General features: G+C 64.9%; 13 protein-coding genes and 1 tRNA gene. 5 read left to right on the top strand and 9 right to left on the bottom strand.

The genetic code is table 11. The features are described 5' to 3' along the window. Positions 1–22: 22 nt before the first annotated feature. A complete protein-coding gene (locus tag ACSBPQ_RS08045) occupies positions 23–865 on the top strand; it encodes a DMT family transporter (protein WP_442684548.1) in 843 nt (280 codons plus the stop codon). 186 nt (positions 866–1,051) lie between these two features. On the opposite strand, the gene tadA is transcribed toward ACSBPQ_RS08045, so the two are convergent. The 5 genes from tadA to serS all read right to left on the bottom strand — a co-directional run bounded on the left by tadA (position 1,052) and on the right by serS (position 6,189). Beyond that, the gene (tadA, locus tag ACSBPQ_RS08050; RefSeq protein ID WP_442681681.1) at positions 1,052–1,555 is read right to left on the bottom strand and encodes a tRNA adenosine(34) deaminase TadA; all 504 of its coding nucleotides are present in this window, start codon (positions 1,553–1,555) and stop codon (positions 1,052–1,054) included. An 84-nt stretch (positions 1,556–1,639) separates the two neighbouring features. After that, positions 1,640–3,298: a diguanylate cyclase gene (locus tag ACSBPQ_RS08055; RefSeq protein ID WP_442681682.1), complete on the bottom strand. Its 1,659-nt coding sequence runs from the start codon at positions 3,296–3,298 to the stop codon at positions 1,640–1,642. 108 nt (positions 3,299–3,406) lie between these two features. Then, a tRNA-Ser gene (locus tag ACSBPQ_RS08060) sits at positions 3,407–3,496 on the bottom strand. A 70-nt stretch (positions 3,497–3,566) separates the two neighbouring features. Next, positions 3,567–4,559, bottom strand: coding sequence for a LysR substrate-binding domain-containing protein (locus ACSBPQ_RS08065; protein ID WP_442681683.1), 993 nt, complete (start codon positions 4,557–4,559; stop codon positions 3,567–3,569). A 352-nt stretch (positions 4,560–4,911) separates the two neighbouring features. Then, the gene (gene serS / locus ACSBPQ_RS08070; protein WP_442681684.1) at positions 4,912–6,189 is read right to left on the bottom strand and encodes a serine--tRNA ligase; all 1,278 of its coding nucleotides are present in this window, start codon (positions 6,187–6,189) and stop codon (positions 4,912–4,914) included. A gap of 113 nt (positions 6,190–6,302) precedes the next feature. Between serS and ACSBPQ_RS08075 the strand changes: the two genes are divergently transcribed. Continuing rightward, a complete protein-coding gene (locus ACSBPQ_RS08075) occupies positions 6,303–6,953 on the top strand; it encodes an energy transducer TonB (protein WP_442681685.1) in 651 nt (216 codons plus the stop codon). A 78-nt stretch (positions 6,954–7,031) separates the two neighbouring features. Here the strand turns inward: ACSBPQ_RS08075 and aroA are convergent, their stop codons facing one another. The 4 genes from aroA to ACSBPQ_RS08095 all read right to left on the bottom strand — a co-directional run bounded on the left by aroA (position 7,032) and on the right by ACSBPQ_RS08095 (position 11,785). Then, a complete protein-coding gene (aroA, locus tag ACSBPQ_RS08080; protein WP_442681686.1) occupies positions 7,032–8,345 on the bottom strand; it encodes a 3-phosphoshikimate 1-carboxyvinyltransferase in 1,314 nt (437 codons plus the stop codon). A gap of 158 nt (positions 8,346–8,503) precedes the next feature. Then, complete coding sequence (gene pheA / locus ACSBPQ_RS08085) at positions 8,504–9,700, bottom strand: prephenate dehydratase (protein WP_442681687.1); 1,197 nt, start codon at positions 9,698–9,700, stop codon at positions 8,504–8,506. A 50-nt stretch (positions 9,701–9,750) separates the two neighbouring features. Continuing rightward, a complete protein-coding gene (serC, locus tag ACSBPQ_RS08090; RefSeq protein WP_442681688.1) occupies positions 9,751–10,836 on the bottom strand; it encodes a phosphoserine transaminase in 1,086 nt (361 codons plus the stop codon). Positions 10,837–10,975: 139 nt separating this feature from the next. Continuing rightward, entirely contained in the window at positions 10,976–11,785 is an 810-nt protein-coding gene (locus tag ACSBPQ_RS08095) for an FHA domain-containing protein (RefSeq protein ID WP_442681689.1), read from the bottom strand. A gap of 118 nt (positions 11,786–11,903) precedes the next feature. Between ACSBPQ_RS08095 and ACSBPQ_RS08100 the strand changes: the two genes are divergently transcribed. The 3 genes from ACSBPQ_RS08100 to ACSBPQ_RS08110 all read left to right on the top strand — a co-directional run bounded on the left by ACSBPQ_RS08100 (position 11,904) and on the right by ACSBPQ_RS08110 (position 13,744). Continuing rightward, positions 11,904–12,179, top strand: a complete 276-nt coding sequence (locus ACSBPQ_RS08100) for a polyhydroxyalkanoic acid system family protein (protein ID WP_442681690.1) — start codon at positions 11,904–11,906, stop codon at positions 12,177–12,179. A 78-nt stretch (positions 12,180–12,257) separates the two neighbouring features. Further along, entirely contained in the window at positions 12,258–12,716 is a 459-nt protein-coding gene (locus tag ACSBPQ_RS08105) for a phasin family protein (protein WP_442681691.1), read from the top strand. A gap of 317 nt (positions 12,717–13,033) precedes the next feature. Next, positions 13,034–13,744: a YggS family pyridoxal phosphate-dependent enzyme gene (locus ACSBPQ_RS08110; RefSeq protein ID WP_442684549.1), complete on the top strand. Its 711-nt coding sequence runs from the start codon at positions 13,034–13,036 to the stop codon at positions 13,742–13,744. Positions 13,745–13,822: the final 78 nt, after the last annotated feature.

Raw genomic sequence — 13,822 nt, forward strand, 5'->3', positions numbered from 1 at the left:
CGCAGTGCGGGCCGCGTTGCTGATGTTCGGCAGCGCGATGGCCTTCGGCCTGATGGCCGTCGCCATCCGGCTGGCCACCCGGCATGTGCCGACGCAGGAAGTGGCGTTCTTCCGCAACAGCTTCGGCCTGCTGGCGCTGTTGCCGCTGCTGTTGCGCCCCGGCCACGCCCCGCTGCGTACCCGGCAACTGCCGCGTTACCTGCTGCGCAGCCTGATCGGCCTGGCCTCGATGCTGTGCGGCTTCTGGGCACTGGGCCACCTGCCGTTGTCACTGGCCATCTCGCTGTCGTATTCCACGCCGCTGTTCGTCACGATCGCGGCCGTGCTGTGGCTGGGCGAGAAGGTGCGCATCCGCCGCTGGGCCGCGGTGATCACCGGTTTCATCGGCGTGCTGGTGATTGTGCGCCCGGGCTCCCATGGCTTCGAGGCCGGCACCCTCATCGCGCTACTGGGGGCGGTACTCAGTGCACTGGTCGCGATCCAGATCAAGCAGCTCACCCGCGTTGATGGCGCGGATACGGTGGTGTTCTATACCTACGTGTTCTGGGTACCGCTGTCGCTGATTCCGGCGTTGTTCGTGTGGGTGTGGCCAAGCGGCATCGCCTGGCTGTGGCTGGCGGCCACCGGCGTACTCGGCACCATCGGCCAGCTGCTGTGGACCCGCGCCTTGAAGCTGGGGGAAGTCTCCGCGCTGACCCCAATCAGCTTCACCCAGTTGCCACTGGTGGTGGTGATGGGTTGGTTGCTGTTCGGTGAAACCCTGGACCGCTGGACCGTCCTGGGAGCCAGCATCATCCTCGCCGCCAACGCCTACATCGCCCATCGCGAAGCCGTATTGGCCCGCCGCCGCACCACTCCGGGTTGAAACTCTACACAGGGCCTGCGTGCGGGCCATTGGACTGAAGACGATTGCACCGCGGTGCTCGTTCGGTCCTGTCGCACCGAAACAAAGGCGAATCCGCCACCCTCGTGCAGGCATCCCGCGCCCGCCCATTCCCGGAAAACACCTGCCGGGAGAAGGCTCCGTACGAATACGTGCAGCCCGAAGCAATCAGGCTTCAGGCAGTTCCAGCAACGGGCGCCCCCGTTTTGCGCGGAAATAATTCGTCAGTCGCATGCTCGCCTGCTGCGCCAGCACACCGCTGCTGACTTCCACCTGGTGGTTGTGCCGGGGATCGGCGACCAGGTCGAATACGCTGCCACAGGCGCCGGTCTTGGGGTCGGTGGCGGCAAACACCACGCGCGCGATACGGGCGTGCACCAGCGCCATCGCACACATCGCGCAGGGCTCCAGCGTCACATAGAGGGTGCAACCGACCAGCCGATGGTTGCCCAGGCGCTTGCCAGCCTCACGCATGGCGACAATCTCGGCATGCGCGCTCGGGTCATGGCTGGCGATATTGATGTTCCAACCCTCGCCCAGCAGCTGCCCCTCGGCACCCACCAGTACCGCACCCACTGGAATCTCGTCGAATTCGCGTTGCGCGCGATCGGCCAAGGCCAGCGCGTGGCGCATCCAGTATTCATCGGGATTTGTCAGTTCAGCGCAGGGCATTGGAGGCACTACAGGCTATCGGCGGCGCAAGGGTAACGCAGATGGCGCGCCGTCGGCCGGCGCGCGATCCAGCGCAAGAGAAGGTCAATACACCGCATCCGTTTCTCGAGGATACGCCGACACCCGGTTGCGACCACTGCGCTTGGAGACATACAGCATCTCGTCGGCGGCCTTCATCACCGCCTCGATTTCAAGTGCGCTCTGTGGCCAGCTCGCTACCCCCAGGGAGATTGTCAGCGACCCCACCGTGGGGACAACCATCTGCTCCACCGTGACCCGCAGACGCTCAGCCACCTGGGCCGCCGTGACAAGGGTGGTCGCGGGCAGCAAGATCACGAACTCCTCGCCACCCACGCGCAGCGGAATGTCGTACGTCCGGCAGGCCTCGCGCATGCATCTGGCCAGGTGCTGCAATGCGAGGTCACCGGCATCATGCCCGTAGGTGTCGTTCACCGCCTTGAAGTGGTCGATGTCGATGGTGATGACAGAAAACGCCTCGGCCCGGCTCTCGAAATTCGCCAACGCCTCATCCATCCGGCGCCGGTTGCCGAGTCTGGTCAACGGGTCGGTGGCATTGTCTTCGCGCAGCTTGCTGAAACTTTTATGGATGGCGTCCACACCGATCAACAGGGCCTTCTTGAGCTCGCGTGATTCGAAGTACCAGGATTTCACCTCGCCAATGTCCCTGGCCGACGCCGGGTCTTCCATCTTGCGCGCACCGTCAGCCAGCAGACGCAGCGGCCGCGAGATCAACCGCGCGCTCCACAGGATCAGGATCAAGGTCAGCAGCGTGGCCGGCAACGCCTTGTACAAGGTGCTCCGCATCAGTTGGGTCAGCGGTGCCAAGGTGGCTTCCTCCGGGCGCTGCGCCACGATGCCCCACCCCGTTGATGCGACGGGTGCATACCCCGCCAGCATCTTGATACCGCGCGAGTTGACGGTCTGGCCCATGCCAGACTCCCCGGTAATGACACGCTCAACGACGGCATTGTTCTGCACGACGTCACCGATCCGGTCTGGATTCGGGTGATAGATGATGCGCTTGTGCCTGTCGACCACAAACAGGTAGGAGCCGTCCACATAGAAATGCTGGCCCAGAAGGCGGTCGAGAATGTTCTCTTTCTGCAGGTAGATCGCACCGCCGACCGCCCCGAGATAGCGCCCGGATCCGGATACGATCGGATGGTTGATGAACACGATGAAGTTGCCGGTGGCCGACTGATAGGGCTCACTGATCAGCGGCCGCTTCTCGCGCAATGCCGCCTTCACCGCCTCGCTGTTCAATACTCTGCCCTGCAAGCCCAGCGTTTCGGGTGAGGTTGCCAGTACCGTGCCGGTCGCGTCGAAAATGGTGATCGAGTTGAAACTCTTGCTCATCATCCGCAGGCGTGCCGCTTCGCCTTCGAGCCTGGCCACATCGTCCATTTTCACCGCCAGCAACTGCGCGGTATAGGCCAGCTGCAACTGCGCGGACTGCAGGAAATCCTCGGTACTCCCGGCCAGCTTGTTGGCGTAGGCGTAGTTGCCATCCAGCGTGGTATCCACCAGTTGCTGGCGCTGCACGGTGAAACCGGCATAGAAGGTATTGGCAAACGGCACCAGGGCCCCGATCAGGGTCAGAGCCAGAATGAGTTTTCGTAGGTCCATGATCCGATGCGAAGCTCGTAGAGGCGACCGCGCTTGATCCCATGGCATACGGGTGACCCGGGTGTGGTCATTTGCCGAGCCAAACGTCTTTGCCATGGCCGGCTCATGCCTGTCCACCTACGCCCGGCCCGCAGCAGAGACCAGGGCGATACAGGATTCAAAAAATGGAAAAACCGCTGTTGCCAGCGGTTTTTCCAGCAACTTTGGCGGGCAGAGTGGGATTCGAACCCACGGAAAGTTTGACCCTTCGCCGGTTTTCAAGACCGGTGCCTTCAACCGCTCGGCCATCTGCCCGTTGTTGTTCCAGACCCGATACGGCGGGCGTATCCGGCCGCGTATTCTCGCATGCCTGCCCCCGCTTTGTTCAACCCGCTTCGATCGCCAGTGAACCCGCCATCGAGGCGCGTATTTTTTCCTTGGCGCGCTCGCAGGCACCCCCGCAATGCAGCCGCGAGGCCTCCAGCTCCGGCGGCAGGTGCTCGGCCAGAAAATCGATGAACACCCGCACCGCCGGCAGCAACCCGCGCCGTGAAGCGAACACCGCATGACAGATGCCCTGCGGCAGCGACCAGTCCGGCAGTACCACCTCCAGTTCGCCATTGCGCACCGCCTCAGCGCAGACGGTCTCCGGCAACATGGTGATACCGAAGCCGTCCTTGACCATCGACTGCAGCAGCGGGAAATCGAAGCCGGCCACGCGCGGCTGCAGGTCCACGCGACGCACCTCGCCACCGGGACCATGCAGCTCCCAGCGCTGCCGCGCTTCGTCCTCGCTGATGCTCAGGGTGACGTGACTGGTCAACTCCTCCGGCGAGGCTGGCCGGCCGGCCTTGTCCAGATAGGCGGGGCTGGCCACCAGCAGCTCCTGCACCTGGCCGAAACTGCGCATCACCAGGCTGCCGTCATCATCCAGGCGCGAGCGCACACGCAGTGCGACATCGTAGCCTTCATTGATGATGTCCACCCGACGATTGCTGATATTCAGCTGCAGCCGCACTTTGGGGTACTGCGCCAGGAATTTCGGCAGCAGGCGTGGCAGTTGCATCTGCGCCAGCGACACCGGCACGCTGGCACGTACCAGCCCACGCGGCTCGGCACTGAGGCGATCCACCACCTCACGCGCGGCCTGCGCCTCGGCCAGCATGGTCTGGGTATGCCGGTGTACGCTCATGCCGACGTCGGTGACCGCGAAGCGGCGCGTGGAACGCTGCAGCAGGCGCACACCCAGCTCGGTCTCCAGCTGGCTGATACGCCGGCTCAGGCGCGACTTGGGAATCCCCAGTGCCCGCTCGGCGGCCGCGAAGCCGCCGTGGTCCACCACCATCGCGAAGTAGTAGAGGTCGTTGAGGTCCTGCATGGATTGATCCCGAAAATGGAACGAACATGCGAATTCAACCACTTCCATCCTGAATTTACAAATCAGACTATAAACAGTCCTGTATTGAATTCCCAGGAAGCATGACAACGGGCCACGACTGTTGATCTGCCACTATCTGGTCCATCCGTACCCACTGCCCACCTCCTCCACGATGCACCTGCGGCCGTCGAGCGCAGGCTGTCCGTTCTTCGCCACTGTTGAACCGTCTGCTGTCGAGTCGGCCACTTCACGGCAATGGCGGAAAGTGGCGCTCCCTGGGAATTTCCAAACCGTGACGAAAAAGGCCCGCATCGCTGCGGGCCTTTCATCAGTGCGTCGGGAGCATGCCGTCTCAGCCGATCTGCTCCACTCCGCCCATGTACGGGCGCAGCACCTGCGGAACGGTGATCGAGCCGTCGGCATTCTGGTAGTTCTCCATCACCGCGATCATCGCCCGACCCACCGCCACGCCGGACCCATTGAGCGTATGGGCCAGTTCCGGTTTGCCGGCATCGTTGCGCCAGCGCGCCTGCATGCGCCGCGCCTGGAAATCGCCACAGTTCGAGCACGATGAGATTTCACGGTAGGTCTGCTGCGACGGCAGCCAGACTTCCAGGTCGTAGGTCTTGACCGCCGAAAAGCCCATATCACCGGTGCACAGCAGCATCTTGCGATAGGGCAGCCCCAGCTTCTGCAGCACGGTTTCGGCGCAGCGGGTCATGCGCTGGTGTTCGGCCTCGCTGTCCTCCGGCTTGCAGATGCTGACCAGTTCGACCTTCTCGAACTGGTGCTGGCGGATCATGCCGCGCACGTCGCGGCCGCCGCTGCCCGCCTCGGAACGGAAGCACATCGAATGGGCGGTCATGCGCAGCGGCAGGCGCTCGGCGTCGAGGATCTCGTCGCGCACGATGTTGGTGAGCGGCACTTCGGAAGTCGGGATCAGGTAGCGTGAGGATTCGCCCAGCGTGGTCTTGAACAGATCCTCTTCAAACTTGGGCAACTGGCCGGTGCCACGCAGCGAATCGGCATTGACCAGCACCGGCACGTTGGTTTCTTCGTAGCCATGCTCCCCGGTGTGCAGGTCCAGCATGAACTGGCCCAGCGCACGGTGCAGGCGGGCGATCTGCCCCCGCAACACGGTGAAGCGCGCGCCGGAAAGCTTGGCGGCAGTTTCCGCATCCAGTCCGTGCTTGCGTGCGCCGAGCTCGACGTGGTCCAGCACCGGAAAGTCGAACTCACGCGGCGTGCCCCAGCGCAATTCTTCGACGTTGCCGGTTTCGTCCTTGCCGGCGGGCACACCCTCTGCGGGAAGGTTGGGGATGCCCAGCGACAGGGCCTCGATCTTCTCGCGCAATTCGTCCAGCTGGATTTCCGAAGCCTTCAGTTCATCGGCAAACGCGGCCACTTCGGCCATGATCGCCGACACATCCTCGCCCTTGGCCTTGGCGTGGCCGATCGCCTTGGAGCGGCTGTTGCGCAGGCTCTGCAGCTCCTGGGTACGCACCTGGATGCGCTTGCGGTCAGCCTCGAGGGCTTCGAACGCCGCCACGTCCAGATCGTAGCCACGCGTGGTGCGCAGGCGTTCGGCAAGTTCGGTGGGCTGCTGGCGAAGAAGGGCGGGATCAAGCATGGAGGCGGCACTGTGTACGGATGGATGCGGCAATTATCGCCCGAACCGCCGATCTCTGCCGCGTGACTCACGTCTGCTGTGCAAGAATCAGCCCGTCCAACCCGATCAAGCCCATGTCTGCAAAGCGTTCCCCATACCGCGATCACGACCTCACGCCGCTGGCGCACAGCCGTCTGAAAATCATCGGCATCGCGTTCTGTGCCGGCCTGCTGCTGTTCTGCATCGTGTGGCTGAACATCCGCCGCAACAATGAGGCCCCTGCAAGCGATCCGGCGCAACCGCAAGCGCGCGCAGGCGACGTCACTCCGCTTCCAGAGCCACGCGCCGCCGGAACCGGGGCCAGCGACATGCCAGAAGCCCGCCCGGACACGGAAGAGGAACGGCCGCAACTGGTGGAAACCACGCCACCACCGCAACCTGTTGCCGAAACAGCGCCAGCGCCACCCTCCGCACCAGCCGCGCCGACACCGGCCGCCGTGGTTCTGGATGACCGTCCGGTCCCATTGCCGGGGCAAAGCCCGCCGCCCACCTATCCCGCCAGTGCCTTGCGCCGCGGCGACAGTGGCACGGTGGTGGTGCAGGTGGTGGTGGGCGTCAGCGGAGAGCCGCTGGATGCGCGGGTGATCCAGCGCAGCGGTGCCCGCGACCTGGACCGCGCAGCCCTGGATGCGGTACGCGGCTGGCGCTTCCAGCCGGCGCACAGCAACGGCCAGCCGATGCAGGCGACGCTGGATATCCCGTTCGACTTCAAACCGGCCGAATAGGCGGACGCTGCGGCTGCCGGCAACACCGGGCGGCAAACGCACGCCCGGCAGGCCATCGTCAATTGATCCGCGGCGCTGTCAGCGCAGCACCTCGAGTCCGAAGCCGGCACCGGTGGCCAGCGTGTCGAATCCCGGGAACGAGGTCGCCACGTTGGCCACGTCGTTGATCCGCACCTCGCCGGTGCTGAGCTGGCCGGCAATGGCGAAGGCCATGGAAATGCGGTGGTCGCCATGGCTTTCGATGGTGCCGCTGCCGAGCGGACCGCCGTGGATGGTGGCGCCATCGTCGGTTTCATCCACGCGCAGACCCAGCGAGCGCAGGCCGGTGGCCATGGCCGCCAGCCGGTCCGATTCCTTGACCCGCAGTTCGGCGGCGCCACGCACCACGGTCTGCCCGGAGGCCGCGGCCGCAGCCACGAACAGCGCAGGGAACTCGTCGATCATGTCCGGCACCACCGCTTCGGGAATTTCCGCACCGTGCAGCGGCGCATAGCGCACCACCAGGTCGGCCACCGGCTCGCCGCCGTGCTCGGCGTGGTTTTCCTCGCTGATGTCCGCCCCCATCAGCCGCAGCGCGGTGAGCAGGCCGGTGCGGCGCGGGTTCAGCCCCACCGAGCGCAACCGCACATGGGAGCCGGGAATGACGCTGGCGGCGACGATGAAGAACGCCGCCGACGAGAAATCCGCCGGCACCGCGATATCGGTGGCGCGCAGCCGCTGGCCGCCACGCAACCGCGCCCGGCCCGGTTCGAACTCGATCTCGGCACCGTAGGCGCGCAACATGCTCTCGGTGTAATCGCGCGTGGGATGTGGTTCGACCACCGTCGTTTCGCCCTGCGCGTACAGCCCGGCCAGCAGCACCGCCGACTTCACCTGGGCGCTGGCCACCGGCAGCTCGTAATGGATGCCCTGCAGCGGCTGGCCGCCGTGGATATGCAGCGGTGGCGTGCCATCGCCCCGGGTATCGATGCGTGCGCCCATCTGCGCCAGCGGCCCGGTAACGCGGCGCATCGGCCGCTTGGACAACGATTCATCGCCCACCAGTACCGTATCGAACGGTTGCGCCGCCAGCAGGCCGGCGAGCAGGCGCATGCCGGTGCCGGCGTTGCCGCAATCCAGCGTGCCCTGCGGTGCCTGCAGGCCATCCACGCCGACACCGTGCACGATGCGCTGCGAGGCCGAGGGTGTCTCGAAGCGCACCCCCATCTGCGCGAAGATCGACGCGGTGGCACGGGTGTCTTCACCTTCCAGGAAGCCTTCGATGTGCGAAACGCCATCGGCCAGCGCGGCAAACATCACCGCCCGGTGCGAGATCGACTTGTCGCCGGGAATGGCGAGCGTGCCCTGCAGGGCCGAACCTTTACGTGCAATCCAGTAGGGCTGGGAAGTCATGCGGTCTCTCTACGTTCTTCTCTCCCGGCGCGCGGCCGGGAGCATGGAGGGAGGCGGATCGGCGTGCCGGCACATGGCTGCGGCACCATCATCCCGCCCTTGGACGCCCTCCCCCGCAGGCCGGGGAAGAGGCGATGAACCTGCCGCTTGCGGCAGGCTCAGGGGACGGCAACCGGATAGGAGCCAAGCACCTTGATTTCAGCCGAGTGCGACTTCAGCTCGGCCAGCGCCGCCTGCATGGATGCATCTTCGATATGGCCGGCCAGATCGATGAAGAAGCCGTATTCCCACTTGGCCTGGTGCGAGGGCCGCGACTCGATGCGGTTCATGCTGATGCCATGGCGGGCGAACGGGCTGAGCACATCGAACAGTGCGCCGGGCTTGTCATGGATGAACACCAGCACCGAGGTACGGTCATGCCCGGACGCCGGGAAGAACTGGCGGCCGATCACCAGAAAACGCGTGGTGTTGTCGGCGTCGTTCTGGATCGGCTTGGTCACCACTTTCTTCAGGCCGTAGACATGCCCTGCGCTCTCACCGCCGATCGCGGCGGCGTCATCGGCATTGCGGGCGCGGCGCGCGCCTTCGGCATTGCTCGATACCGGGATCTTCTCGGCCTTGGGCAGGTTCGCGCGCAGCCACGCCGAGGTCTGCATGAACGACTGCGGATGCGCGTAGATGCGCTCGATGTCATCGATGCGGCCGCTGCGCGACATCAGGTACTGCTGCACGCGCAGCTCCACTTCGCCGCAGATCTTGAGACTGGAGGTGAGGAACATGTCCAGCGTGATCTGGATGGTGCCCTGCCCCGAATTTTCCACCGGCACCACGCCGAAATCGGCGTTGCCGGCTTCCACTTCCTGGAATACTTCCTCGATGCTGGCCATCGGCAGGCCCATCGCCGAACGGCCGAAGTGCTTGAGCACGGCCTGCTGGCTGAAGGTGCCTTCCGGGCCGAGGTAACCGATCTTCAGCGGCTCCTGCTGCGCCAAGCAGGCCGACATGATCTCGCGGTACACATGCACCAGCACCTCATCGCTGAGCGGGCCTTCGTTGCGGTCCACCACCATGCGCAGCACCTGCGCCTCGCGCTCGGGCCGGTAGTAATCCACCGCGGCCGCCAGCTTGCCCTTGGCCTTGCCGACCTGGTGGGCGAACCGCGCGCGCTCGGCGATCAGCGCCTGGATGCTGCGGTCGATCTGGTCGATCTTGGCGCGCACATCCGACAGCACCGGCTTGGCCAGCGGCAGCACATCCACGGCGGGCTTCTTGTTTTCAACTTTCGCCGCGGTGGATTTTCTGGCGGCGACTTTAGAGGAGGTTTTCTTGGCGGGTTTGCTTGGCTTCGAAGCCATGGAGTCGTCTACCTGTTACAGGCCGGCGCGATGCGCCCGGCGGGAATGTGTCAGCCGTTGCGCTGCTGGAAATCACCCATGAACGCCACCAGCGCCTGCGCCCCTTCCAGCGGCATGGCGTTGTACAGCGACGCACGGATACCGCCGACCGCCTTGTGGCCCTTCAGTGCCAGCAGTCCGGCGGCCTTGGCCTCGGCAACGAAACGGGCATCCAGCTCGGCACTGGGCAGCACAAACGGGATGTTCATCCGCGAGCGCACCGCGCTGGCCACCTCGTTGCGATAGAAGCCGCCGGAGCCGTCAATGGCCGCATACACCAGTGCGGATTTCTGCGCATTGCGCCGGGCGAACTCCTCCACCCCGCCTTGCGCCAGCATCCACTGCACGGTGAGACCGAGCAGATACCAGTTCCAGGTCGGCGGCGTGTTGAGCATCGAATCGCGCGCGGCGTGCGAGCGGTAATCGAAGATGTCCGCTCGCGGCTGGCCGGCCCGCTCAAGCAGGTCGCGACGGATGATCACCACGGTGATGCCGACCGGGCCGAGGTTCTTCTGCGCACCTGCGTAGATCACGCCATAGCGGGAGACATCGATCGGCTCGGAGGCGATCGATGAGCTGAAATCGGCGATAAGCGGCACCCCGCCTACATCCGGCGCGTCACGGAACTCGACACCATGGATGGTTTCGTTGGCGGTGATGTGCACATAGGCCGCATCCGTGGACAGTTGCCACTGCGCCCGCTCGGGAATATCACGGAAGCCGCCACTCTCGCCGCTGGCGACGACGTTCACGTCCACATACGGGCGCGCCTGCTTGATCGCGGTCTTGCCCCAGTGGCCGGTGACGAGGTAATCCGCCCGCTGCCCGGGAGCGGCCAGGTTCAATGGAAGCAGCGCCTGCTGGGTGGTGGCACCGCCGCCGAGGAACAGCACCGCATGGGTATCGGGAATACCGATCAGCGTGCGCAGATCGGCTTCGGCCTTGGCAGCGACCGCGACAAAGTCGGCGCTGCGATGGCTGATCTCGACGATGGACGCGCCCACGCCATTCCATTCCAACATTTCCTCCTGCGCCTGGCGCAGGACCGATTCCGGCAATGTGGCTGGGCCGGCACTGAAATTGAATGCGCGCGTCATATCACACCTGTTGGGCTGAAGCCGTAGTATGCCGCAGCGCAACAGGCTTGGGGGCCCCGGAAAAGGTTGCATATGCATGCATTGGCATGCCTCCCGGAAGCTGCCGCGGCAACGGCTTGAACGACCCTTCCGGGGGTGCTCAGCGCACGCCGAACAGCAGCAGCGCGCTGATGCCGGCGCCCAGCAATACCGCCGTGAGCAGCAGCCACGGCCAGCGCCGGGAACCACGCGCGGGGATGTGCGTGACACTTTCCTCCGACTCGGGATCATCGGCCCCTTCCCCACCGGGCAGCGCTTCCGGCATACCCCGCGGGTCCAGCGGAATCTCCAGCACGAACCGGTGGCCGCCCTCGAACACCAACTGGTCGCCGGCCTGCAGCCAACAGTGGCGCACCGTCATGCCGTTGACCCGGGTGCCGTCGGCTGAACCGAGGTCGCGCAGCAGCACCCGTTCGCCATGGCGTTCAACCTGCGCGTGCTGCCCGGCAAAGGCCGGCTCGTCGATCACGATGTCGCTGTGCGGATCGGCGCCAATCGTGCGTGCACGATCCAGGGTGAAGCAGCGTCCGTGGTAGCGGCCACCGACACCGCGCAGCAGCAAGCGCATGTCCTCATCGGCCGTTTCTTGGGGCGGCGGTGGATGCGCGACCTGCTCACTGCTGCCCTGCAGCAGCAGTTCGGCACCTTCGGCATAGACCGCATCGCCGGCACGCAGCAGCGCCATGCGGCGTACCGGACGGCCATTGACGTGGATTCCACGGATACCGTTTGCCACCTGCAGCCACACGCCGCGCTCATCCACACAGAATTGTGCCAGCAACAGCGGGCCAACACGGTCATCGCCCAGCCCTACCTGGCCGGATGCATGCCGGACAATGCGTTGAACGCCCCATTTCAAGGGCTGATCGGGCTGTTGCCGGTTACTGAAATGGACTTGCAGTGTGCGCACCGTCGCAGATTATCAGTTCGTTTGATATTGCAGAAGATGGCCGCAGGACTTGGAGTGCGTCGCCAGTGTCTCCACAATGCCGCTCCTTCCTTTCCACCAGTCTCCCTGGAGCCAGCCCATGTCCACCATCGATATCCGCCATGCCCACTCCCTGTCCGATGACGCTGCGCGCAACGCGATCGCCGAGGTGGCAAAGAAACTGGAGGAACGCTTCGAGGTATCCACCCGCTGGGAAAACCAGACGCTGCGCTTCGCCCGTTCCGGCGTGGAAGGTGGTATCGAACTGCTGCCCGGTGCGGTGCGGGTCAAGGCCGAGCTGGGCTTCCTGCTGTCAGCGATGAAGGGCATGGTGGAATCGGAAATCCAGCGCGTGCTGGCCGAAAAGCTGGGCTGAACCCGGCGCCATCACGCCATCCACGCAAGTGCGCCGCTAGGGTGATGGGCAGGTTCCCTTCCACCCAGGAGCACATGCATGAACGCCGATCAATCCCGCCCCGAAGATGACACCACCGCGACCCCGGAACAGGCCGAGCGTCTGGGCCGACGCGTCAGCGAATCCGCCCAGCAGGTCTGGCTGGCGGGGCTGGGCGCATTCTCCCTGGCCCAGAGCGAAGGCAGCCGGCTGTTCGATTCGCTGGTCAAGGAAGGCAAGTCCGCCGAAGAACGCTCGCGGCACGCCTCCGCGCCTGACAGCGGCGTTCAGGACAATGTTGAAAGCACACTCGGCCAGGCCCGTGAGCGGGCCAGCGGTGCCTGGGACCGGGTCGAAAAATCCTTCGAGGAACGCATGCAGCGCATCCTGCGGCGCATGGATATTCCCGGCCGCAGCGATATCGAGGCGCTGAACGCCCGCCTGGAGGCTCTCGAGCAACGGCTGGCACAAACCGAGCGACAGGACACCAAGCCGCAGACAACCACCGGACCCCACTGATGTTGCAAAGCAACATAAGCTGATGCATAATCTTCCTACCCGCCAGCAGTACCGTGCCGTTTGTCTCCCTCCCCATACGGCCACGGATGGCGGGTTTTTTGTGCCTGGAGCTTGCCCTCGCTCCGGCTGAGGTCGCTTCCCGGCGAGCAAGCGCGATAATGGCAGGCCCCGATGCGACCGGCCCTGTCCGGCGCCTTGCCCGCGAGACCACCGTGAATACGCCCGGCACTTCCTCCATTCCCACCGCCACCCGCCACGAACAGCATGGCCGCTATCCGCGTGCTGAAACCGAGGGGGATTTCCGTCACAACCTCGACGTGGTGCAGGCGCGCATCGCGGCGGCCTGCCAGCGTGCCGGCCGCGACGTGGGCAGCGTACGACTGCTGCCGGTCAGCAAGACCATTGATGAAGCCCGCATCCGCCTGGCCTATGCCGCCGGCTGCCGCTTCCTGGGCGAGAACAAAGTGCAGGAAGCCCACCACAAGTGGGAGGCGATGCAGGATCTGGCGGACCTGCGGTGGTCGGTGATCGGCCATCTGCAGACCAACAAGGCCAAGCTGGTGGCCCGCTTCGCCCACGAATTCCAAGCCTTGGACAGCTTGCGTCTGGCGGAAACGCTGGATCGACGCCTGCAGCATGAAGGCCGCTCGCTGGATGTCTTCGTCCAGGTCAACACCTCCGCCGAAGATAGCAAATACGGGTTGCCACCCGAGCAGGTGGCCGATTTCATGCACGCCCTGCCGCAATTCGGTGCATTACGTGTCCGCGGCCTGATGACGCTGGCGATGTTTTCGGCCGAAGCGGATCAGGTCCGCGCCTGTTTCGTGCGCCTGCGCGAGCTGCGTGACCGCCTGCGCCAGACCGTACCGGACGGTATCGGGCTGGAGGAGCTGTCCATGGGCATGTCCGGCGATTTCGAGATCGCCATCGAAGAGGGCGCCACCGTGGTGCGCGTGGGCCAGGCCATTTTCGGCGCACGCGCGGTGCCTGACAGCCACTACTGGCCGGTCGCCACGACATCCCCCTGACCCTTGTCCGCCAGCACACTTCACAGACGCTGGCACCTATACACTTGCGTCCTGTCTGGTTTGTCATGCGGGTGTGTT

Origin of the sequence: Stenotrophomonas sp. JC08 (assembly GCF_052180205.1) — a bacterium.
Lineage (GTDB): Bacteria > Pseudomonadota > Gammaproteobacteria > Xanthomonadales > Xanthomonadaceae > Stenotrophomonas.

Excerpts from the sequence above, each read along its gene's own strand:
- ACSBPQ_RS08045 (WP_442684548.1), top strand. The coding sequence starts at position 23 with ATGTTCGGCAGCGCGATGGCCTTCGGCCTGATGGCCGTCGCCATCCGG.
- tadA (WP_442681681.1), bottom strand. The coding sequence starts at position 1,555 with ATGCCCTGCGCTGAACTGACAAATCCCGATGAATACTGGATGCGCCAC.
- ACSBPQ_RS08055 (WP_442681682.1), bottom strand. The coding sequence starts at position 3,298 with ATGGCAAAGACGTTTGGCTCGGCAAATGACCACACCCGGGTCACCCGT.
- ACSBPQ_RS08065 (WP_442681683.1), bottom strand. The coding sequence starts at position 4,559 with ATGCAGGACCTCAACGACCTCTACTACTTCGCGATGGTGGTGGACCAC.
- serS (WP_442681684.1), bottom strand. The coding sequence starts at position 6,189 with ATGCTTGATCCCGCCCTTCTTCGCCAGCAGCCCACCGAACTTGCCGAA.
- ACSBPQ_RS08075 (WP_442681685.1), top strand. The coding sequence starts at position 6,303 with ATGTCTGCAAAGCGTTCCCCATACCGCGATCACGACCTCACGCCGCTG.
- aroA (WP_442681686.1), bottom strand. The coding sequence starts at position 8,345 with ATGACTTCCCAGCCCTACTGGATTGCACGTAAAGGTTCGGCCCTGCAG.
- pheA (WP_442681687.1), bottom strand. The coding sequence starts at position 9,700 with ATGGCTTCGAAGCCAAGCAAACCCGCCAAGAAAACCTCCTCTAAAGTC.
- serC (WP_442681688.1), bottom strand. The coding sequence starts at position 10,836 with ATGACGCGCGCATTCAATTTCAGTGCCGGCCCAGCCACATTGCCGGAA.
- ACSBPQ_RS08100 (WP_442681690.1), top strand. The coding sequence starts at position 11,904 with ATGTCCACCATCGATATCCGCCATGCCCACTCCCTGTCCGATGACGCT.
- ACSBPQ_RS08105 (WP_442681691.1), top strand. The coding sequence starts at position 12,258 with ATGAACGCCGATCAATCCCGCCCCGAAGATGACACCACCGCGACCCCG.